Below are 20544 nucleotides of genomic sequence, written 5' to 3' on the forward strand. Positions count from 1 at the left end.
AGTCCGCGTCATGATCGTGGATCGAAGGCATCACGTAATGCCTCGCCAATGAACACCAGTAGAGAAAGAATCAGCGCGAGGGTGAAAAACGCCGTCAGGCCCAGCCACGGCGCTTGCAGGTTCTGCTTGCCCTGACCGATCAATTCGCCCAGAGACGCACTGCCGGCCGGCATGCCGAAGCCGAGGAAGTCCAGCGCCGTGAGGGTGGAAATCGCCCCGGTCAAAATGAACGGCAAATAACTCAGGGTGGCGTTCATCGCGTTGGGCAGAATGTGCCGCACGATCACCTTGCGGTCGGTCAGGCCCAGCGCACGGGCGGCCTTGACGTATTCCAGGTTACGCCCGCGCAGGAACTCGGCGCGCACCACGTCCACCAGGGCCAGCCAGGAAAACAGCGCCATGATCCCCAGCAGCCACCAGAAATTCGGCTCGACGAAGCCCGACAGAATGATCAGCAGGTACAGCACCGGCAGCCCCGACCAGACTTCCAGCAAGCGCTGGCCGAGCAGGTCAACCCAGCCGCCGTAGTAGCCTTGCAGCGCACCGGCGGCGATGCCGATCAACGCACTGATGAAGGTCAGCGCCAGCGCGAACAGAATCGACACCCGCGCCCCGAAAATCACCCGGGCCAGCACGTCGCGGGCCTGATCGTCAGTGCCCAGCCAGTTGACCTTCGACGGCGGGCTCGGCGCGGGTTGATTGAGGTCGTAATTGGGCGTGTCGTCGCTGAACGGGATCGGAGGAAACAGCATCCAGCCGCCGTCCTTATGAATCAGCTTCTGCACGTAATCGCTGCGGTAATCGGCCTGGAACGGCAGTTGCCCACCAAACTCCTGTTCGGTGTGGCGCTTGAACGCCGGGAAGTACAGCGAGCCCTGATAACTGACCACCAGCGGTTGGTCGTTGGCGATCAGCTCGCCGCCCAGGGTCAGCAGGAACAGGCCGACAAATAACCACAGCGACCACCAGCCACGGCGGTTTTTCTTGAAACGCTCGAAACGGCGACGGCCCAGCGGCGAGAACTTGAACATCAGGCGTTCCTCGCGGCGAAGTCGATGCGTGGGTCGACCAGGGTGTAGCACAGGTCGCCGATGAGTTTTATCAGCAGGCCGAACAAGGTGAAGATGAACAGCGAACCGAATACCACCGGATAGTCCCGTGAAACCGCGGCTTCGTAACTCATGCGACCCAGGCCATCGAGGGAGAAAATCACTTCGATCAGCAGTGAGCCGGCAAAAAATACGCTGATGAAGGCCTGCGGAATTCCTGACACCACCAGCAGCATGGCGTTGCGAAACACATGGCCGTAAAGCACCCGGCGTTCGCTCAAGCCCTTGGCTCGGGCGGTGACCACGTATTGGCGAGTGATTTCATTGAGGAAGGAGTTCTTGGTGAGGATGGTCAGGGTGGCGAAACCGCCAACCACCAGCGCTGTCACTGGCAGCACCAGGTGCCAGAAATAATCGGTGATTTTGCCCAGGGTCGACAGCGACTCGAAATTGTCCGAGACTAGCCCGCGCACCGGGAACCAGTTCAACGAAGTACCGCCGGCGAAGACCACGATCAGGAACATCGCAAACAGAAACGCCGGCATGGCGTAACCGATGATGATCGCAGTGCTGCTCCAGATATCGAAATGGCTGCCATGATGCACGGCCTTGCGGATGCCCAGGGGAATCGACACAAGATAAGTGATCAACGTGGCCCAGAGCCCGAGAGAAATGGTTACCGGCATTTTTTCCAGGATCAGGTCGGTGACCGTGGCACCACGGAAAAAGCTCTTGCCGAAGTCGAGGCGGGCGTAGCTCTTGAGCATCAGCCACAGACGTTCCGGGGCCGGTTTGTCGAAGCCATATTGCTTTTCAATCTCCTTGATCAGCTGCGGGTCGAGCCCTCGACTGGCCCGTGAGCTGCCATGCATGGTTTCGCTGGAACCGCCACCGACACTCGCACCGCCAATGCCCTGCAATTGTGCGATGGCCTGTTCCACCGGGCCACCGGGCGCGGCCTGGACGATGACGAAATTGACCAGAAGAATGATCACCAGTGTCGGAATGATCAGCAGCAAACGCCGCAGTATGTAAGCCCACATCAGCGCGGCCCTCCGGGTTGGCCGCGTTTGATCAGTTCGGCGGTCATCTGTTCGTTAGTCAGGGGCGTGGTGCTCACTTCCCACCAACTCTCGATAGCTTCGTCATTGCTCGCCTGTACAGAGGGAATGCCGAAGCGGTTCCACCACACGGTCGAGCTGCCTGGCGGGTAATAATTGGGAATCCAATAGAAGTTCCATTGCAGGACACGATCCAGGGCATGGGCGTAGCGCAGCATGTCAGCCTGGGTGGTGGCGCGAACCAGGCCGTTGACCAGCGTATCGACCGCCGGGTTCTTCAGCACCATGTAGTTGTTGGAACCGGGATCGTTGGCCGCCGCCGAGCCAAAGTAGTTGTACAGCTCGTTGCCCGGCGAAGTGGTGACCGGGTAGCCGGTGACGATCATGTCGTAGTCCCGGGACATCAGGCGGTTTATGTACTGGGACGCGTCGATGCGGCGAATATTCAGGTCGATGCCGATTTGTTTCAGGGTGCGCTTATAAGGCAACAGCAGTCGGTCCATGCCGTTCTGGCTGACCAGGAAAGTGAAGCTCAGCGATTGGCCTTGGGCGTTGACCAGTTGATCGCCATCGGGTTTCCACCCGGCTTGTTCGAGCAAACCCAGGGCTTGCAACTGTTTGTCGCGAATCACGCCGCTGCCGTCAGTTTTCGGTGCTTCGAAGACCTGGGTGAAGACTTCGTCGGGGATCTGCCCGCGCAGCGGTTCGAGAATCGCCCGTTCACCTGCGTCGGGCAGTTCTCGGGCAGCGAGGTCGGTGTTGGAAAAGTAGCTCTGCTGGCGGATGTACATCTCGCGCATCATCTGCCGGTTGCTCCACTCGAAATCCCAGAGCATGGCCAGGGCCTGGCGCACGCGACGGTCCTGGAACATCGGGTTTTGCAGGTTGAACACAAAGCCCTGGGCCGATTGCGGTGCCTCTTTGGCCAGGTGGGCCTTTTGCAGGCGACCGTCGCTCAGGGCCGGGCTTTCGTAGCCGATGGAATAGGCGGTGGCGGAGAATTCGCGGTTGTAATCGTAGGCGCCGCCACGCAGAACCTGACGGGCCACGTCGGTATCGCCGAAGTACTCAATGCTGAAATGATCGAAGTTGTAGAGGCCGCGGCTGACCGGTAAATCCTTGGCCCACCAGTCGGCGTTACGCTCGAAGGTGATGCTGCGCCCGGAGTCGACCTTGCTCACGCGATACGGCCCGCTGCCCAGCGGTGGCTCGTAACCACCGCCGCTGGCAAAGTCGCGGGTTTTCCACCAGTGCTCGGGAAACACCGGCAAGGTCGCGAGGTCCAGCGGCAGGGTACGGTTTTCGTTGCTCTTGAAGTCGAACCGAACGGTGAGTGGTGACTCCACTTCGACGCCTTTGACGTCGGCGAATTGCGTGCGATAGCGCAGGCTGCCCTGAGTCATCAGCAGGTTGAAGGTGTAGCGCACGTCTTCGGCGGTGATCGGCTTGCCGTCGGCGAAGCGGGCCTTCGGATTCAGGTAGAAATGCAGGGACAGTCCGTCGTCGGAACGCTCCATCCGTTGGGCGACCAGGCCGTAAACGGTATAGGGCTCGTCCAGCGAGCGCTGGGCCAGGGGCGAGTAGATCAAGCCGTCGATCTGCGTGACACCCGTGCCCTTGTCGATGTACGGCAGCATATGGTCGAAATGACCGATTTCCATCGCCGAGCGACGCATCGTGCCGCCCTTGGGCGCGCGCGGGTTGGTGTAGGCGAAATGGCTGAAGCCAGCGGGATACTTCGCCGGTTCACCGTACACGGTCAACGCATGTTGCGGTGCAGCGTTCACACCAGCGGCACTTAATAGCAGCGCCACGGCAGTGAACAACAAAGTGGGGAAAGCCAGTCGCATTGTCAGCCTTAGAGCCGGGTGGTCGATAACCACAATTTGTACGCTAGCGGCGCGTCCCTCGCCAGCCGTATCACGTAACGAAAACACAACGGCCCACCAAAAGGCGGGCCGTTGTGTAGCAAACTCAAGCGTTGATCAGTCCTGACGACTGGTCACTTCCAGCAGGTGGTAACCGAACTGGGTCTTGACCGGGCCTTGCACCACGTTGATCGGTGCGCTGAAGACCACGGTGTCGAATTCCTTGACCATCTGGCCCGGGCCGAACGAACCCAGGTCACCGCCCTGACGGCTGGACGGGCAGCTGGAGTTGGCTTTGGCGACTTCGGCGAAGTCGGCACCGGCCTCGATCTGGGCTTTGAGTTCGTTGCACTTTTCTTCGCTGGAAACCAGGATGTGACGGGCAGTGGCTTTGGCCATGGGAAAATACTCCATTCAATGTTCAATAAAGTGCGGAGCCTACCGGATTCAGTGGGCTATTTCTTCCCCAAAGTTCCGTCTGTTTCATGCCGCGTTTTAAAGGCCGGCATTTCGCAAGCGTTCGGCATGTTGCACATACAGGGCAATCGGATCGATACCCTGGCGGACCTGACCGGTTGTCTGGCCGAGGCTATCCAGATGATCCAGCGAATAATCCGAACGGATCACTTTGCCCAGATGGGAACTGAATCGACCGACCATGCCGTCATTCTGCTCGGCTTCGGTGGTGAAATAGTGGGAGAAGGCCCGCAGAAACCCGTGCAGCGGATTGAGTGCATGGAGTCCCTCATCGAGGATGGCTCCCTGCAAAGTGCCGCTCCAGGAATAGTAGCGCACGCCATTGACCTGATCGCGACCCTTGCCGCCCCAGGTTTTTGGCAACCCTTGCGGGTACTTGTCGTTAAAGGCGCCGACGCCTTCGGTGGTCAGTGCATTGAGCGCGGCAATGGCATTTTGCGGCAGATGCCGGTTGCCACTGAGCAATGACAGGAAATCGGCGAACAGCGTGGCCACCGCTCCGGCAACGTGTTCCGGCAGGCGTCCGGGGATCAGCGCCTTACGCAGGAAGTCGGCCAGTTCCGAGCCATGATTCGGCCCGCTGACCGATGTCACCGAGGCGACCACCTCGGGTGCCAGCGCTCCTGCATACCGTGCCGCAAGCGCCCCCTGACTGTGACCGATCAGATTGACTTTGCTTGCACCGGTTCCCAGCAGTACCCGATCGATCTGCGCCAACAGTTGCTCGCCGCGGGTTTCATTGCTATGGGTAGCCGACAGATGCGGGATGAAGACCCTGGCGCCGGCGCTTCTGAGGGCCAGTTTGACGTCATGGAACAATTCCAGGTTGCCGATGCGATCGAAGCCGAAGAGCCCGTGGACCAGCAGGATCGGATAGTGAGTGGCTGCATTCCGTAGCATGTAGATTCCTTTTTCGCAGTAGGTCAGGTGTGTGTTCAAGGGGGCACTCTAAAGCACACCAGCTGCTCGGCGATGTATGAAAAAGCCGCTATAACCCGATGAAAACGGAATAGAAATAGTGCGAAAGTTCAGATGAACCTGAGGTCTTGGTCGGAATATCTGGACATCTTTTTAACGATGGTTGAACGCTTTCTCGCAATGACCTACTTGTGAAACGTCATTTTTCCGCGCAAGCCGACGCCTTTGCCCTGCATCACGAATCAGCTTCGTGGGGTTCAATAGGCTTCGTTCGATGCCGACTTTCAAGGCGGCATTTATTCCAAGGACTGGAGCGTATGAATGACTATTTATGAAGCGGCAAACCTGAATGTTGTAGAGCAATACATGGCGGCACCACGGCTGGACCAGGCGGAGAACGCCATGTTGGATCCATCCGAAAGAAAGGCCATTGTCACTGTTGCGCCTTATCAGGCCATGGCCTGCGGAGACAAGCTGGTCTTGTCCTGGTCAGGTATCGATGCAGAGGGTGCGGCGTATCGGCATGAAGTGTCGCGGTTCGTCAGCGAAGCCCAGGTGGACAGGGTGATTGTCTTTGCTGTGTCGGACGTACACATCGCCGCACTGGACGGCGGGTCGCTTGAGGTTTACTACACGCTGTACAGTGCGCTCCATTGTGAGCCTTTGGAGTCCGGGCGTTTACAGTTGAGCGTCGGTGATGTCCGGCCGGATCTGCTGCCTGTGATTGTGAACGATGCGGTGGGTGGCACACTTGATCCCGACAGGGTCGCCGAGGGCGCGCGCGTTACGATCAGGCCGTATTCCCGGATGGCGGCTGGAGATCGGGTCTTGCTGTCCTGGGCCGGCGGTACGCCACAATCAAGCTTCAATGACACATTGAAAATCGAATCCTTTGCAGTGGGTGGCGAACTGTCGTTCTGGGTAAGTCCCGAGTCTATTGCTCCCAACCTTGGTGCAACCATTACGATCAGCTATTGCGTCGAGAAAGAAGGCCAAGAGCCTCGCTTCTCGGAGCCTGCACAGTTGTTGATCGGCCCTCTGGAGCGAGGACCGCTGTTGCCTCCCTCTGTGCTGGAGGCCGATGAGGGTTGGCTGGATCTGCAAGATGCGATCGATGGTGTCACCGTCGTGATCGACAATGCCCAGGCAGAAGAGGGTGAGCTGGTTTATCTGAAATGTGACGGGGAGCATTTCAATCATCGCGATGATCGTGAGATCTCAAGGGAAATGGCCGGTCAACCGCTGGTATTTATCGTTCCCTACAGGTTTTGGCGCGAACATCGGGATTTGACGGTCCGGGTAGCCTATTCGGTCGAACGTCTCGACGATGTGAGCCAACAGTCCGAAGTCACGTTGGTACAAGTGCAGTCGTAACCGGTTTAAGGCAACCGCCTTCCAGTTTTCGTTTGGAGAACTGGAAGGCGGGCACCGGTCACTTCGGCTGTTGGGTGCAGCGCTGAGCACGAAGTTGCTCGGCTGCCTGCTGCAACAACCGTTCTGTCCCGATCCAGCCAAGGCAGCCATCCGTTACTGACACCCCGTAACGCAGCGACGGGCTCAGCGCTTGGCAACCTTCGAACAGATGGCTTTCGATCATCATGCCAATCAACGATCGATCACCCTGCAGGCGCTGTTCAAGCACGTCGTTGAACACCGCTGGCTGACGCAATGGGTCTTTACCGCTGTTGGCGTGGCTGCAATCGACCATGATCCGCGCCGGAATCTTGAGCCGGGTCAAATCGCTGTGCACTTGAGCGATGCTGTCACGGTCGTAGTTCGGCCCGCGATGGCCGCCACGCAATACCAGATGGGTATCGGCGTTGCCTGGTGTCTGGATAATCGCAGGATGCCCCTGGCTATCGACACCGAAATGGCGGTGCGGATGGGCGGCCGAGCGCATGGCATCGCTGGCGACAGCCACACCGCCATCGGTGCCATTCTTGAACCCAACCGGCATGCTCAGGCCGCTGGCCATCTCCCGGTGGATCTGTGATTCGGTGGTACGGGCGCCAATCGCGACCCAGCTCAGCAGGTCGTCGAAGTAGCCGGCGGCCATCGGTTGCAGCAGCTCGGTGGCAACGGGTAAGCCCAGCTGAAGCATTTCGCGCATTAACTCGCGGGACAGCGTCAAGCCGCCGGCCATGTCGTCGCTGCCATCCAGATGCGGGTCGTAGGCCAGGCCTTTCCATCCCACCGTGGTGCGCGGTTTTTCGACGTAGGCGCGCATCACCAGCAGCATCTCGTCGCTGACTTCGGCAGCCAGGCGGGCAAGGTGGGTGGCGTATTCGAGGGCGGAACGGGGATCGTGAATCGAGCACGGACCGACAATGACCAGCAGACGGGAGTCTTCACCGTTGAGGATCGCGCGAACCGCTTGACGGTGGGCGGCGACTTGCCGGGTCAGGGCATTGCTGAGGGGTAATTGTTGTTTGAGCTGCAATGAGCTGGGCAGACGCAAGGTCAGCGCTTCATTGGCAGGGTTCAAGGTGGACAGCGGCAGAGCAGAGACGGACGAGTTCATATTCGGGCTTCCTGGGCTGGCGGCGGGTTTCGTTCCCGCGCGCTCGGCCCTACTGGGGTGTTCGACAATTGGCCGGATTGGCTGCGTGTGTGTGCTTGCCACCTGTGGGTGACCGATCGGAGGCGGCAGGCTGTCCCGAGCGGAGGCTGGTAAATCGCCAGGCGGCAAAACTGTCGTAACGGTAATAAGTGGCGTAGTTCATGTCGTGAATCCTCAAATTGTCTGGTGTGACGCTAAAAATGTTCAGGGCTGAAAAAACAAAACCCCCGGTCGGGAGGCCGACCGGGGGTTGAGAATTCTCTGGTGGCGACCCGTTTAAAGTGGGCGCCGTGTGGGTATCAGGCGCGCCAGTGGCTAAACCAATACCCAAAATAAAAGCTGACCAAAGCACAAACGTCATTCACCCGGGCAGCCGCAACCGAGCGCGGGGCGCTAGCGGTACGAAGCTGTGAGAGGGCATTGAGCATGGTCTGTCTCCGATGAATGCGCCGAGCTTACTAGAGGCCGGTACGCGGATTCAATCAGAAAATGCTATCGATCATCACAGGCTTTTCTATCGCTTGAGTACGTCGGGGGTTGTGACACACTTTGCGTTGCGCCCAACAACCACAACGCCACAAGGACGAACCATGACGACACTGACCATTGCCGCCGCTCAATCGATCTCCATCGCCGGTGATCTTGCCGCCAATATGGCTTGGCATCAGCGCTTCATGCAGGTTGCTGCAGAGCAAGGCGTGCAATTGCTGGTGTTTCCAGAACTGTCACTGACCGGGTACGAACGCGGCCTGGCGGCGGAGCTGGCCATAGCGCCAGACGCCAGGGTGCTGCAACCGCTGCGCGATTTTGCGCGGGAAGTCGGTGTGACCAGTGTCGTCGGGATGCCGATTCGTCTGTCGGACGATTCGCCGGTATTGATCGGAGCTCTGGTATTGGGCGCCGATGGTTCGCTTGGGGTTTACAGCAAGCAGCATCTGCACCCGGGCGAGGAGGTGGCGTTTGCTCCGGGAACGGGCGGTTCGACATTAAAGATCGGTGCCGACACCGTCGCGCTGGCGGTCTGCGCCGATTTTTCTCACGCCAGTCACGCGGCAGCCGCGGCACGGCAGGGCGCTGATCTTTACGCCGCGGGCGTGTTGATCACAGAAAACGGCTACGCTCCGGATACCGCACTATTGCAAGGCTATGCTTGCACTCACTCGATGGCGGTTCTGATGGCCAATCATGGTGGCGCAACGGGTGGCTGGGAGTCGGCAGGGCGCAGTGCAATCTGGGCGGCGGACGGGACGTTGATTGTGGCGGCGCCGGGTACGGGGAACCTTATGGTCGTTGCTCGCCGCAATGCTGACGGCTGGAAAGGGCAAATCGTGGCTGTGGCGGAGGCTTGAATGGGTTTCGAATTGCGTCCGGCAACCTCGCGGGACCTGGACTTTGCCCGTGACCTGACTTGTCGAAATATGCTTCGCTACTACATTCAACATGAGCTGTTGTGGCTGGACGAGGCCTTCGATGTCGCCTGGGAAGGACGGGAAAACTGGCTGATTGTGCGTGATGACACATTGATGGGGTATGTCAGTCTGAGCCGCGACGCTAAAGCCTTGTATATCCGCGAATTGCATTTACTCGAAGCGTACCAGGGGCAGGGCGCTGGTTCCTGGGTGATCGATCAGGTATTCGCCATGGCGAGCAAGGAACGACGTCCGGCATTGCGTCTGACCGTCTTTGAAAATAATCCGGCAAAAATACTTTACGAAAGAAAGGGCCTGAAGGTGGTCGGCAAAGACCAGTGTTTCCTGAGAATGCAGCGTGATATCAATGGACTGCATCGCTGAAACACACTGGCGGCAAGCCTCGCAAGAAGATTTGACACTTTTTATATGCTGCTTGCCGCTAGGTCTGCCAGTTGCTTTTTGCTAAGGTGTCCGACAACCCAATAAGACCAATTCGCGAGGTGTCTGCTTGATTAGGGTGCTAGTAGTCGATGACCATGATCTCGTTCGTACAGGCATTACACGAATGCTGGCTGACATCGATGGCCTGCAAGTAGTCGGCCAGGCTGAGTCAGGGGAGGAATCCCTGCTTAAAGCGCGTGAGTTGAAACCCGATGTGGTGCTGATGGACGTCAAGATGCCCGGGATCGGCGGTCTTGAAGCCACGCGCAAATTATTGCGCAGTCATCCGGACATCAAAGTCGTCGCGGTCACCGTGTGCGAAGAAGATCCGTTTCCTACCCGGTTGTTACAGGCCGGTGCCGCAGGTTACCTGACCAAGGGCGCTGGATTGCCGGAAATGGTCCAGGCCATCCGCCTGGTGTTTGCCGGGCAGCGCTATATCAGCCCGCAGATTGCCCAGCAACTGGCGATCAAGTCGTTCCAGCCAACCAATGATTCGCCCTTCGACGCCTTGTCGGAGAGGGAAATCCAGATTGCGTTGATGATTGTCGGCTGTCAGAAGGTGCAGATCATTTCCGACAAACTGTGCCTGTCGCCCAAAACAGTGAATACCTACCGTTACCGTATTTTCGAGAAGCTTTCGATCAGCAGCGATGTCGAATTGACGCTGCTGGCGGTTCGTCACGGCATGGTTGATGCCAGCCTCTGAAAATGACTGAAATCTTCGATCCAAGTGCTTTTCTGTCGACAGTCAGTGGTCGGCCGGGCGTCTATCGCATGTTCGACAGTGATGCGCGCCTGCTCTATGTCGGCAAAGCGAAAAATCTCAAGAAGCGTTTGGCGAGCTACTTCCGCAAAGCCGGTCTTGCTCCCAAGACCGCCGCGCTGGTAGGCCGTATCGCCCAGGTCGAAACCACCATCACGGCCAACGAAACCGAGGCCTTGCTACTTGAGCAGACGCTCATCAAGGAATGGCGTCCGCCGTACAACATCTTGCTGCGCGACGACAAATCCTACCCTTATGTCTTTCTCTCGGATGGCCAGTTCCCACGCTTGAGCATTCATCGCGGGGCGAAAAAGGCCAAGGGCAAATATTTCGGCCCTTATCCCAGCGCCGGGGCGATTCGCGAAAGCCTGAGCCTGCTGCAAAAGGCGTTTTTCGTTCGTCAGTGTGAAGACAGCTTTTACAAGAACCGCGCTCGACCTTGTCTGCAATACCAGATCAAACGCTGCAAGGCGCCGTGTGTGGGGCTGGTGGAGCCCGAGGTGTATGCCGAAGATGTACGCCATTCGGTGATGTTTCTTGAAGGGCGCAGCAACGCTCTGGCGGACGAGTTGTCTGCGGCCATGGAGGAGGCGGCGGTCAACCTCGAATTCGAGCGCGCCGCCGAGCTGCGTGACCAGATCTCATTGCTGCGTCGGGTCCAGGACCAGCAAAGCATGGAAGGCGGGACGGGCGATGTCGATGTGATTGCGGCGTTCGTCAACCCAGGTGGCGCCTGCGTACACCTGATCAGCGTGCGCGGTGGTCGGGTGTTGGGGAGCAAGAACTTCTTTCCGCAGGTGGGTATCGAGGAAGACGTTTCTGAAGTCATGGCAGCGTTTCTCGGCCAATACTTCATCAGCAGCCCTGAACGGGACTTGCCGAGCGAGCTGATCGTCAACGTGGTGCATGAAGACTTTCCGACCCTGATCGCGGCCATTGAAGAGCTGCGCGGTCGTGAATTGACCATCAGTCATCGAGTCCGTGGTACGCGAGCACGCTGGCAGCAATTGGCGGTCACCAATGCCGAGCAGGCGTTGGGTGCGCGACTGGCGAACCGGCAACACGTTGCGGCCCGTTTCGATGCGCTGGCCGAAGTGCTGAACCTGGACGAGCCGCCGCAACGTCTTGAGTGTTACGACATCAGCCATTCCAGCGGCGAGGCCACTGTGGCGTCCTGCGTGGTGTTCGGCCCGGAAGGCCCGATCAAGTCCGACTACCGCCGCTATAACATTGAAGGCGTTACCCCGGGCGATGACTATGCCGCGATGCACCAGGCCTTGACCCGGCGCTTCAGTAAATTGAAGGACGGCGAGGGCAAGTTACCGGACATCCTGCTGGTCGACGGCGGCAAAGGTCAGCTATCCATGGCCCGTGATGTGCTTAACGAACTGGCTGTGCCCGACCTGATTTTGCTGGGTGTTGCCAAGGGCGCGACGCGCAAGGCCGGTTTTGAAACCCTGTACCTCAACGATGCAGCCCATGAATTCACCTTGCGCGGCGATTCCCCCGCGCTGCATCTGATCCAGCAGATACGCGACGAAGCGCACCGTTTCGCCATTACGGGGCACCGCGCACGTCGCGGGAAAACTCGCCGCACGTCTACGCTTGAGGGCGTTGCCGGTGTCGGACCGACACGTCGGCGCGATTTGTTAAAACATTTTGGTGGATTGCAGGAGCTGTCTCGTGCCAGCATCGAAGAGATCGCCAAAGCACCCGGAATCAGCAAAAAGCTCGCAGAGTTGATTTATGCAAATCTGCACAGCGAGTAGAATGCCCAACTCACCTCGTAGCCAGTTGTGCCGATGAATATCCCTAATCTGATTACCGTTCTACGCGTCCTGCTCATCCCGATCTTCATTTTGCTGTTTTACTTGCCTTACCACTGGAGCTATCTGGCGTCTGCCTCGGTCTTCGCCTTTGCCGCCGCGACCGACTGGCTCGACGGGTATCTTGCCCGTCGTCTGGAACAAAGCACACCGTTCGGGGCCTTCCTCGATCCTGTTGCAGACAAGCTGATGGTCGCCGTTGCTCTGGTTCTGCTGGTGCAAGAGCATGGCAATCTGTGGCTCACGCTGCCGGCCGCCGTTATCATCGGTCGTGAAATTGTTGTCTCGGCACTGCGTGAGTGGATGGCCGAACTCGGTGCCCGCGCCCATGTAGCGGTGTCGAACCTGGGCAAATGGAAAACCGCCGCGCAGATGCTGGCGCTGGTGATCCTGCTGGCCAATCCTTCGGACTTCAGCTTCTGGGTTCTGATGGGGTATGCCTTGTTGCTGGTGTCCGCTGGCCTGACGTTGTGGTCCATGGTCCAATACTTGCGGGCTGCCTGGCCGCATCTGAAGACGGACGTGGAAAAGAAATAAACTTTTTTTGAATCAAGGGGTTGACGGGGGATGTGGATTCTATAGAATGCGCCTCACCAAGACGCGGGAATAGCTCAGTTGGTAGAGCACGACCTTGCCAAGGTCGGGGTCGCGAGTTCGAGTCTCGTTTCCCGCTCCAAATAATAAAAAATGGACCTCTGAAAAGAGGTCCATTTTTTTTGCGTCAAAGAAAATCCCAGGCCTGCATCTTCCTTGGCATCGACGGCCCTCGCTTTTTCGTTAACACGAAAGATTGAGTCGTTGGGATATGGATTGACTCGCAAAACATTGATCGTCGATGCAATCAGCGGCGATCCAGCCACACCGTCTGTGCATTGCAGAACTCACGGACCCCGAAATGTGACAGCTCCCGGCCGAACCCGCTTTTCTTCACGCCGCCGAAGGTGACACGTGGGTCGGTTGCGCAATAGCCATTGATGAACACACCGCCGGTTTCCAGTTCGCCCGCCAGCTTATGGGCAAGCTCGACATCGCGAGTGTAAATGGTTGAGGCAAGTCCGAACTCACTGTCATTGGCCAGCTCTAGCGCGTGGGCTGCATCGCGCGCGGTGATGATCGAGGCCACCGGCCCAAACAACTCCTGTTTGAACGAGGTCATCCGGTCGGTGACATCTGCGAATACGGTGGGCTCAAAAAAGTTGCCAGAGCCTTCAGCCTTCTTGCCGCCCATTAACAATGTCGCGCCTTCTTCCAGCGTCTGCTGGACCTGACGATCCAGCTCATCACGTAGATCGAAGCGAGCCATGGGGCCGATGTAGGTGTCTGTGGCCAATGGATCGCCGACGACCAACTCGCGTGTGGCCTCGACGAACTTGCGGGTGAACGCTTCGACAATGCCTTGCTCGACAATCAGGCGTTTGGCGGCCGCGCAGACTTGCCCGGTATTCTGGTAGCGGCCAATCACGGCGGCTTTGACCGCTTCGTCGAGGTCGGCATCGTTGAGCACAATGAACGGATCGGAGCCGCCCAGTTCCAGTACACATTTCTTCAAGGCAGCACCGGCTTGAGCGCCGATGGCCATGCCGGCTCGCACGCTGCCGGTGAGTGTCACCGCAGCAATGCGTGGGTCGGCGATCGCGGTGGAGACGCCGTCCGGCGTGACATTGATGACCTCAAAGACACCTTCGGGGAAGTCGGCTTGCTTGAAGGCCTCCCGCAACAGATAGGCGCAACCCATCACGTTGGGCGCATGCTTGAGGACGTAAGTGTTGCCAGCGATCAGCGCTGGAACCGCGCCGCGCAGCACCTGCCAGATGGGGAAGTTCCACGGCATCACGGCGAGAATCGGGCCCAGTGGGCGATATTCGATGCGCGCCTTACCACCCTCGACCTGGGTGGGTTCGGCGGTCAGCATGGCGGGGCCGTGTTCGGCGTACCACTCGCAGAGCTGCGCGCACTTTTCGATTTCACCGCGCGCCTGAGTGGTGGGCTTACCCATTTCCAGGGTGATCATGTTTGCCATCGTTTCTGCATTGCCGCGTAATACTTTCGCTAGGGTAATCAACGACTGCGAACGTTCTTCTGCAGGTTTGCTGCGCCAGAGGGAGAACCCGGCAACGGCGCGTGAAAGGGCAGCTTCCAGTGCCGACTCGGACTCGAATGGGTAGTAGCCGATCTGCTCGCCATTGGCAGGGTTGATCGAAATGGCATGGGTGAGGCTGGAAACGTTAGTCATGACACCGTCCTGCGAAATGTGAATGAAAGTGCAGCTTCAGAACAAAAGTCCCTCTGTTTAGTCAAGTCGCGCGAGCCAGAATGGAATGCGCGCGACCAATGACCGGTGCATCGACCATTTGCCCATCCAGCACGAAGACGCCGTCACCTGCGCTGGCGGCTTCGATGATGCGTTGCGCCCAGAGAAGTTCTTCAGGGCTGGGCTTTAACGCCTGATGGATGATCGCCACCTGGCTCGGATGGATGCACAGTGCGCCGCCAAAGCCCATGTCGCGGGCAAATTGAACAGCATTGTGCAGGCCTGCGGTATCTGCGATTGAGGGAAAGACACCATCCAGCGCCGGGGCCAGTCCAGCGACACGTGTGCAGAGCAACACGGCGTAGCGGGCGTGACTGAGGATCTCTTCAGCGGCAGAGCTGCCGGTGGTCAGGTTCAGGTCCAGGCCCAGATCGAGGCTGCCGAACGACAAGCGTTCAGCGCCTTTCGCACCGGCAATCGAGCTGAGTGCCGCCAAGCCTTTGGCGCTCTCGATGATCGGCCAGACCGGTTTGCCGGTGCTAAAGGCGGTGGACACCTGCGCCGCGCTTTCTGCTTTGGGCAGCAGAATAGCGGTCACGCCGGCATGCCGACGGCAAAGATCCAGGTCCGCGGCGTGCGCCCAGTGCTCCGGCGCATTCACCCGAACCAACACCTGAGCTGCGGGGTGTTCACTCAAGAAGCGCTCAAGGTTATCCCGGGCCTGCTCCTTGAGGTTTTCCTGCACGGCATCTTCCAGGTCGACAATGACTCGGTCCGCGCCGCTGGCGATGGCTTTGGGGATGCGCTCTGGACGGGTGGCCGGCACAAACAGGGCGGAGCGAACAATCGATGGACTCATGGTGTTTCTCCCAGGCTGAACTCGACTTCACCGATCTGCGCGGTGCCGTCCTGATTGCCTGCCCAGACCTGCGCCTTGCCACTGTCAATCAAGCGTCCGCCGACCTCGAAAGGTTGCGGCGAAATCAGCGGTCGGACCCCACGGAAGGTGAAGCGCTTCAAGCGCGCGGACGGGTGTGCTTTGGTAAAGGCACGCAGGTTCAACGTGGCAATCAATGGACCATGCACCACCAGTCCCGGATAGCCTTCGGTCTCTGTGACGTAAGGCCAGTCATAGTGAATCCGGTGGCCATTGAAAGTGACCGCGGAGTAGCGGAACAGCAGGGTCGAGGACGGCTCGACCGGTTCCTGCCATTGGCCCTCGGGGAGCGTTTCGGTGCCGCTCAGTTTGGGTGGAGTCGGTTCGCGGTAGACGATGTCCTGCTCATCTTGCAGGGCGCGTTGGCCGTCCTGGAAATACTCATGGCGCACCGTGACAAAAAGTAGTGAACCGGTGCGGCCGAGCTTCTCTTCGACGTTGAGGATGGTCGAAACACAGGTCACATCAGCCTCCACCTTCAAAGGCTGGTAGAACTCGATTCGGCTGCCGGCCCACATGCGATTGCGGTTGTGCGCCGGAGGCAAGAAACCACCCAGCGCCGGATGACCGTCCGGGCCCAGTTCGCTGGCTGCGACCGGCTCTTGAAAGAACGCCCAGTGCCACAGCGGCGGCAGCGCTTCGCCAGGCAGCGGTGCCACTTCGCTCAAGGTTGCGGCAATGCGTTTAACCAGGTTGAAGCTGATCCGGTCCTGGCTTTCCTGACGACGTCCGATCCACGCTGAAAAATCGATATCGCTCATACATTTCGCTCCTGTCGGTCGGTGATCAGGCCAGGGCGGCCATTTCTGGAATCGCTTCGAACAAATCCGCCACCAGGCCGTAATCGGCCACCTGGAAGATCGGCGCTTCTTCATCCTTGTTGATCGCAACGATCACCTTGGAGTCCTTCATGCCGGCCAGGTGCTGGATCGCGCCGGAGATACCGACGGCGATGTACAGCTGTGGCGCAACGATCTTGCCGGTCTGACCGACCTGCATGTCGTTGGGTACAAAACCTGCGTCGACCGCGGCGCGGGAAGCACCGACGGCAGCACCCAGCTTGTCGGCCAAGGCGTACAGGTGTTTGAAGTTGTCGCCGTTCTGCATGCCGCGACCGCCGGAAACGACGATCTTGGCAGCGGTCAGTTCCGGACGATCGGACTTGGCCAGTTCTTCACCTACGAAGGTGGAAATACCCGCATCGTGAGCAGCCGCAACCGCTTCAACGGCCGCCGAACCACCTTCAGCTGCAACCGGGTCGAAACCGGTGGCACGCACGGTGATCACTTTGACCGCAGCGTTGGACTGTACGGTAGCGATGGCGTTACCGGCGTAGATCGGGCGCTTGAAGGTGTCGGCGCTTTCGACCGAGATGATCTCGGAGATCTGGTCAGCGTCCAGCTGAGCGGCAACGCGTGGCAGGATGTTTTTGCCGTTGGAGGTAGCCGAGGCCAGCACATGGCTGTAAATCGTGCGCTGCTCGATAACCAGACCTGCTACTAACGGGGCAACGTTTTCCGGCAGTTGATACGCGTAGGCAGCGTTGTCGGCCACCAACACTTTCGCCACGCCAGCGATTTTCGCGGCGGCTTCAGCTACGGACCCTACGAAGGCGCCAGCCACCAGCACATGGATATCACCACCGATCTTGGCGGCAGCCGCCACAGTGTTCAGCGTGGCCGGGGCCAGCACTTTGTTGTCCTGCGCGTCTTTGGAATAGTCAGCAATCACCAGGATCGTCATTCAGATCACCTTCGCTTCGTTCTTCAGTTTCTCGACCAGTTCAGCCACCGACTTGACCTTGATACCCGCGCTGCGTGCAGCCGGCGCTTCGACTTTCACGGTCGAATGGGTGGAGGCGGTGGAAACGCCCAAAGCGTGCGCAGGCACTACTTCGAGAGGCTTCTTCTTGGCTTTCATGATGTTTGGCAGAGACGCGTAGCGCGGCTCGTTCAAACGCAGGTCGGTGGTGACGATGGCCGGCAGTTTCAGGGAAACCGTCTGCGCGCCGCCGTCGATTTCGCGGGTCACGGCAACGCTGTCGCCGGACACTTCGACTTTCGAAGCGAAGGTGCCCTGACCGTAGCCGCTTAGTGCAGCGAGCATCTGGCCAGTCTGGTTGTTGTCGCTATCGATGGCTTGTTTGCCGAGGATCACCAGATGCGGCTGTTCCTTGTCGACAACAGCTTTCAACAACTTGGCGACCGCCAGGGACGTCAGATCTTCAGCGGATTCGATGAGGATGGCGCGATCGGCACCCAGAGCCAGCGCGGTGCGCAGTTGCTCTTGAGCGGTGGATGGGCCGATGGAGACGACGACGATTTCAGTCGCAATACCGTTCTCTTTCAGACGTACAGCTTCTTCCACGGCGATTTCGCAGAACGGGTTCATCGACATCTTGACGTTGGCGAGGTCGACGCCGGAATTGTCCGCCTTGACGCGAACTTTCACGTTGTAATCGACCACGCGTTTCACAGCTACCAGGATCTTCATTGGGCAGTGTTCACTCGAAAATAGTTGATCGTTGCTGTCAGATAGCCCCGGCTGCGCGCATTTGTTCGATGCGGTCCGTTCCCAGCCCCAGTTCCCTGAGCACCTGTTCGGTGTGTTGGCCAAGGGCGGGCACAGCATCCATGCGCGGTTCAAAAGCGCTGTTGCTGCCGGGCGGTAGCAGACTCGGGACGCTGCCGGCAGAGGTCTCGACTTCCCGCCAGCGATCACGTGCCTGGAGTTGTGGATGGTCCCAAACCCCCTGCATGTCATTGACCCGGGCATTGGCGATCTGCGCATGCTCCAGCCGATCGAACACGGCATCGAAATTGAGCGTGGAGAACGCTTCAACGATGAGTTGCCGTAGCGCGTGACGGTTTTCGACCCGCTTGAAGTTGGCCGAGAAACGCTCGTCTTTGGCCAGTTCGGGCGCAAGGAGCACCTTTTCGCAAAACAGCTGCCATTCACGCTCGTTCTGCAACCCCAGCATCACGGTGGTGCCGTCGCCGATGGGGAAGGGACCGTAGGGGTAAATAGTGGCGTGCGCGGCGCCGGCGCGAGGTGGCGGAGGGGCGCCGTCGTAGGCGTAGTACATCGGGTAGTTCATCCACTCGACCAGGCTTTCCAGCATCGACACATCCAGGTGGCTGCCTTCGCCGGTACGTTCACGCAACAACAGCGCCGACAGAATTGCGGTGTAGGCGTACATGCCGGCCGCGATGTCGGCGATCGAGCAACCGGCCTTGGCCATTTCTTCCTCGCCCGGGCCGCCGGTCACCGACAGAAAACCACCTTCGCTCTGAATCAACAGGTCGTAGGCTTTCTTCTTTTCATAGGGACCACCGACGCCATAGCCGGAAATGTCGCAGACAATCAGCCGCGGAAAGCGCTGATGCAAAGCCTCGAATGACAGCCCCATTCGCGCGGCCGCACCGGGTGCCAGGTTCTGCACGAGCACATCGGCGGTGGCCAGCAAACTGTCCAGTACCTCGGTGGCCGAGTCTTGCTTCAAGTCCAGGGTCACACTTTCCTTCGAACGATTGGTCCAGACGAAGTGCGAGGCCAGGCCGTTGACGCGTTGGTCGTAACCCCGGGCGAAATCGCCTGTGCCCGGACGTTCGACCTTGATCACACGGGCGCCAAGGTCGGCCAGTTGTCGGGTGCAGAAGGGCGCGGCAATGGCATGCTCAAGACTGATGACGGTGATGCCATCGAGCGGGCGGAGGCCTTTGGGCTGGCTCATGGTGTTATCTCTCTTGTTATTAGAACGAGCGCGGCAGCTCGAGCAGGTGTTCGGCCACGTACGACAGGATCAGGTTGGTGGAGATGGGCGCGACCTGGTACAGCCGGGTTTCACGGAATTTGCGCTCGACGTCGTACTCGCAGGCGAAGCCAAAACCGCCGTGGGTCTGCAAGCAGGCGTTGGCGGCTTCCCAGGAGGCCTTGGCCGCCAGGTACTTGGCCATGTTGGCACTGGCCCCGGCGTTGATGCCGCTGTCGTATTCCTCGCAGGCACGCCAGCGCATCAGGTCGGCCGCTTCGATTTCGATGTGCGCTTCGGCAATCGGAAACTGCACACCCTGGTTCTGCCCGATCGGCCGCCCAAACACCACACGGTCGCGGGCATAAGCGCTGGCCTTTTCGATGAACCAGCGACCGTCACCGATGCATTCGGCAGCGATCAGGGTGCGTTCGGCATTCAGGCCGTCGAGGATGTACCTGAAGCCTTTGCCTTCCTCGCCGATCAGGCTGTCGGCGGGGATTTCCAGGTTGTCGAAGAACAACTCGTTGGTCTCATGATTGACCATGTTGGCGATCGGCTGCACGGTCATGCCATTGCCGATGGCCTCGCGCAGGTCGACGAGGAAGATCGACATGCCTTCGGATTTTTTCTGTACGTTGGCCAACGGTGTGGTGCGCGCCAGCAGGATCATCAGGTCGGAATGCTGGATGCGCGAGATCCATACTTTCTGCCCGTTGATTACGTACTTGTCGCCTTTGCGTACGGCGGTGGTCTTGATTTTGGTGGTGTCGGTTCCGGTGGTGGGCTCGGTCACGCCCATCGATTGCAGGCGCAATTCACCGCTGGCGAGTTTCGGCAGGTAGTAGCTTTTCTGCGCTTCGCTGCCGTGTCGCAGCAGGGTGAACATGTTGTACATCTGCCCGTGCACGGTGCCGGAGTTACCGCCACAGCGGTTCACTTCTTCAAGGATCACCGAAGCTTCGGCCAACCCCAGGCCGGAGCCGCCATATTCGACAGGGATCATCGCAGCCAGCCAACCGGCGTCGGTCAGGGCCTTGACGAATGCTTCCGGAAAGCCTTTTTCTTCGTCGACTTTGCGCCAGTAGGCGGCATCGAATTCAGCGCAAAGAGCGCGTACGCCTTCGCGGATGGCATTGAGTTCTTCAGCGTTGCGGTCGGTCATTATTATTCTCCTTAGTGCGTCACGCACGGCATTTGCCCTGCGTGACCGGGTCCGGCATAGAG

Annotated in this window: 19 protein-coding genes and 1 tRNA gene; 7 read left to right on the forward strand and 13 right to left on the reverse strand. The window is 59.0% G+C overall.

Annotated elements, in window-relative coordinates:
- Positions 1 to 8: 8 nt before the first annotated feature.
- The 5 genes from AC1RQB_RS10965 to AC1RQB_RS10985 form a co-directional block, all read right to left on the reverse strand.
- Complete coding sequence (locus AC1RQB_RS10965; RefSeq protein ID WP_063340143.1) at positions 9 to 1031, reverse strand: ABC transporter permease; 1023 nt, start codon at positions 1029 to 1031, stop codon at positions 9 to 11.
- Complete coding sequence (locus AC1RQB_RS10970; RefSeq protein ID WP_008066883.1) at positions 1031 to 2092, reverse strand: microcin C ABC transporter permease YejB; 1062 nt, start codon at positions 2090 to 2092, stop codon at positions 1031 to 1033. Before AC1RQB_RS10970 ends, AC1RQB_RS10965 begins: the two co-directional genes overlap by 1 nt.
- The gene (locus AC1RQB_RS10975; RefSeq protein ID WP_063340142.1) at positions 2092 to 3960 is read right to left on the reverse strand and encodes an extracellular solute-binding protein; all 1869 of its coding nucleotides are present in this window, start codon (positions 3958 to 3960) and stop codon (positions 2092 to 2094) included. The genes AC1RQB_RS10970 and AC1RQB_RS10975 overlap by 1 nt, the downstream gene beginning before the upstream one ends.
- Positions 3961 to 4095: 135 nt before the next feature.
- Complete coding sequence (locus AC1RQB_RS10980; RefSeq protein ID WP_007898306.1) at positions 4096 to 4377, reverse strand: peptidylprolyl isomerase; 282 nt, start codon at positions 4375 to 4377, stop codon at positions 4096 to 4098.
- A 96-nt stretch (positions 4378 to 4473) separates the two neighbouring features.
- Entirely contained in the window at positions 4474 to 5355 is an 882-nt protein-coding gene (locus tag AC1RQB_RS10985; RefSeq protein ID WP_063340141.1) for an esterase/lipase family protein, read from the reverse strand.
- Between the two features lie 339 nt (positions 5356 to 5694).
- Here AC1RQB_RS10985 and AC1RQB_RS10990 point away from each other — a divergent pair, with 339 nt between their 5' ends.
- Complete coding sequence (locus tag AC1RQB_RS10990) at positions 5695 to 6747, forward strand: hypothetical protein (RefSeq protein ID WP_063340140.1); 1053 nt, start codon at positions 5695 to 5697, stop codon at positions 6745 to 6747.
- A 58-nt stretch (positions 6748 to 6805) separates the two neighbouring features.
- On the opposite strand, the gene AC1RQB_RS10995 is transcribed toward AC1RQB_RS10990, so the two are convergent.
- Positions 6806 to 7894, reverse strand: a complete 1089-nt coding sequence (locus AC1RQB_RS10995) for a 3-deoxy-7-phosphoheptulonate synthase (protein WP_063340139.1) — start codon at positions 7892 to 7894, stop codon at positions 6806 to 6808.
- A 629-nt stretch (positions 7895 to 8523) separates the two neighbouring features.
- Here AC1RQB_RS10995 and AC1RQB_RS11000 point away from each other — a divergent pair.
- The 6 genes from AC1RQB_RS11000 (at position 8524) to AC1RQB_RS11025 (ending at position 13054) form a co-directional block, all read left to right on the forward strand.
- Positions 8524 to 9282, forward strand: coding sequence for a carbon-nitrogen hydrolase family protein (locus tag AC1RQB_RS11000; protein WP_063340138.1), 759 nt, complete (start codon positions 8524 to 8526; stop codon positions 9280 to 9282).
- The gene (locus AC1RQB_RS11005; protein WP_493094563.1) at positions 9283 to 9726 is read left to right on the forward strand and encodes a GNAT family N-acetyltransferase; all 444 of its coding nucleotides are present in this window, start codon (positions 9283 to 9285) and stop codon (positions 9724 to 9726) included.
- Positions 9727 to 9853: 127 nt separating this feature from the next.
- Entirely contained in the window at positions 9854 to 10495 is a 642-nt protein-coding gene (gene gacA / locus AC1RQB_RS11010) for a response regulator transcription factor GacA (protein WP_008015884.1), read from the forward strand.
- 2 nt (positions 10496 to 10497) lie between these two features.
- Positions 10498 to 12321: an excinuclease ABC subunit UvrC gene (gene uvrC, locus AC1RQB_RS11015; protein WP_063340136.1), complete on the forward strand. Its 1824-nt coding sequence runs from the start codon at positions 10498 to 10500 to the stop codon at positions 12319 to 12321.
- A 33-nt stretch (positions 12322 to 12354) separates the two neighbouring features.
- Positions 12355 to 12915 carry a CDP-diacylglycerol--glycerol-3-phosphate 3-phosphatidyltransferase gene (pgsA, locus tag AC1RQB_RS11020; RefSeq protein WP_008066866.1) on the forward strand — a complete coding sequence of 187 codons (561 nt, stop codon included), beginning with the start codon at positions 12355 to 12357 and terminating at the stop codon, positions 12913 to 12915.
- Positions 12916 to 12978: 63 nt separating this feature from the next.
- Positions 12979 to 13054, forward strand: a tRNA-Gly gene (locus AC1RQB_RS11025).
- A gap of 165 nt (positions 13055 to 13219) precedes the next feature.
- Here AC1RQB_RS11025 and AC1RQB_RS11030 read toward each other — a convergent pair.
- From AC1RQB_RS11030 to AC1RQB_RS11060, 7 genes are all read right to left on the reverse strand, one after another.
- Positions 13220 to 14611: an aldehyde dehydrogenase family protein gene (locus AC1RQB_RS11030; RefSeq protein WP_063340135.1), complete on the reverse strand. Its 1392-nt coding sequence runs from the start codon at positions 14609 to 14611 to the stop codon at positions 13220 to 13222.
- A gap of 61 nt (positions 14612 to 14672) precedes the next feature.
- Positions 14673 to 15488, reverse strand: a complete 816-nt coding sequence (locus tag AC1RQB_RS11035) for an HpcH/HpaI aldolase/citrate lyase family protein (protein WP_063340134.1) — start codon at positions 15486 to 15488, stop codon at positions 14673 to 14675.
- Complete coding sequence (locus AC1RQB_RS11040; protein WP_063340133.1) at positions 15485 to 16327, reverse strand: HTD2 family dehydratase; 843 nt, start codon at positions 16325 to 16327, stop codon at positions 15485 to 15487. The genes AC1RQB_RS11035 and AC1RQB_RS11040 overlap by 4 nt, the downstream gene beginning before the upstream one ends.
- Before the next feature lie 25 nt (positions 16328 to 16352).
- Entirely contained in the window at positions 16353 to 17309 is a 957-nt protein-coding gene (locus tag AC1RQB_RS11045) for an electron transfer flavoprotein subunit alpha/FixB family protein (protein WP_063340132.1), read from the reverse strand.
- Complete coding sequence (locus tag AC1RQB_RS11050; RefSeq protein ID WP_063340131.1) at positions 17310 to 18059, reverse strand: electron transfer flavoprotein subunit beta/FixA family protein; 750 nt, start codon at positions 18057 to 18059, stop codon at positions 17310 to 17312.
- Between the two features lie 37 nt (positions 18060 to 18096).
- Positions 18097 to 19299: a CaiB/BaiF CoA transferase family protein gene (locus AC1RQB_RS11055; RefSeq protein WP_063340130.1), complete on the reverse strand. Its 1203-nt coding sequence runs from the start codon at positions 19297 to 19299 to the stop codon at positions 18097 to 18099.
- Positions 19300 to 19318: 19 nt separating this feature from the next.
- Positions 19319 to 20482 carry an acyl-CoA dehydrogenase family protein gene (locus tag AC1RQB_RS11060; protein ID WP_063340129.1) on the reverse strand — a complete coding sequence of 388 codons (1164 nt, stop codon included), beginning with the start codon at positions 20480 to 20482 and terminating at the stop codon, positions 19319 to 19321.
- Positions 20483 to 20544: the final 62 nt, after the last annotated feature.

It is taken from the genome of Pseudomonas sp. GW822-FHT02E03 (genome assembly GCF_058802325.1).

Coding starts and splice junctions, on each gene's coding strand:
- AC1RQB_RS11030 (WP_063340135.1), bottom strand. CDS start 14,611: ATGACTAACGTTTCCAGCCTCACCCATGCCATTTCGATCAACCCTGCC.
- AC1RQB_RS11060 (WP_063340129.1), bottom strand. CDS start 20,482: ATGACCGACCGCAACGCTGAAGAACTCAATGCCATCCGCGAAGGCGTA.
- pgsA (WP_008066866.1), top strand. CDS start 12,355: ATGAATATCCCTAATCTGATTACCGTTCTACGCGTCCTGCTCATCCCG.
- AC1RQB_RS10970 (WP_008066883.1), bottom strand. CDS start 2,092: ATGTGGGCTTACATACTGCGGCGTTTGCTGCTGATCATTCCGACACTG.
- AC1RQB_RS11045 (WP_063340132.1), bottom strand. CDS start 17,309: ATGACGATCCTGGTGATTGCTGACTATTCCAAAGACGCGCAGGACAAC.
- AC1RQB_RS11040 (WP_063340133.1), bottom strand. CDS start 16,327: ATGAGCGATATCGATTTTTCAGCGTGGATCGGACGTCGTCAGGAAAGC.
- AC1RQB_RS10965 (WP_063340143.1), bottom strand. CDS start 1,031: ATGTTCAAGTTCTCGCCGCTGGGCCGTCGCCGTTTCGAGCGTTTCAAG.
- AC1RQB_RS11050 (WP_063340131.1), bottom strand. CDS start 18,059: ATGAAGATCCTGGTAGCTGTGAAACGCGTGGTCGATTACAACGTGAAA.
- uvrC (WP_063340136.1), top strand. CDS start 10,498: ATGACTGAAATCTTCGATCCAAGTGCTTTTCTGTCGACAGTCAGTGGT.
- AC1RQB_RS11055 (WP_063340130.1), bottom strand. CDS start 19,299: ATGAGCCAGCCCAAAGGCCTCCGCCCGCTCGATGGCATCACCGTCATC.
- AC1RQB_RS11005 (WP_493094563.1), top strand. CDS start 9,283: ATGGGTTTCGAATTGCGTCCGGCAACCTCGCGGGACCTGGACTTTGCC.
- AC1RQB_RS11000 (WP_063340138.1), top strand. CDS start 8,524: ATGACGACACTGACCATTGCCGCCGCTCAATCGATCTCCATCGCCGGT.
- AC1RQB_RS10980 (WP_007898306.1), bottom strand. CDS start 4,377: ATGGCCAAAGCCACTGCCCGTCACATCCTGGTTTCCAGCGAAGAAAAG.
- AC1RQB_RS11035 (WP_063340134.1), bottom strand. CDS start 15,488: ATGAGTCCATCGATTGTTCGCTCCGCCCTGTTTGTGCCGGCCACCCGT.
- AC1RQB_RS10975 (WP_063340142.1), bottom strand. CDS start 3,960: ATGCGACTGGCTTTCCCCACTTTGTTGTTCACTGCCGTGGCGCTGCTA.
- AC1RQB_RS10995 (WP_063340139.1), bottom strand. CDS start 7,894: ATGAACTCGTCCGTCTCTGCTCTGCCGCTGTCCACCTTGAACCCTGCC.
- AC1RQB_RS10990 (WP_063340140.1), top strand. CDS start 5,695: ATGACTATTTATGAAGCGGCAAACCTGAATGTTGTAGAGCAATACATG.
- AC1RQB_RS10985 (WP_063340141.1), bottom strand. CDS start 5,355: ATGCTACGGAATGCAGCCACTCACTATCCGATCCTGCTGGTCCACGGG.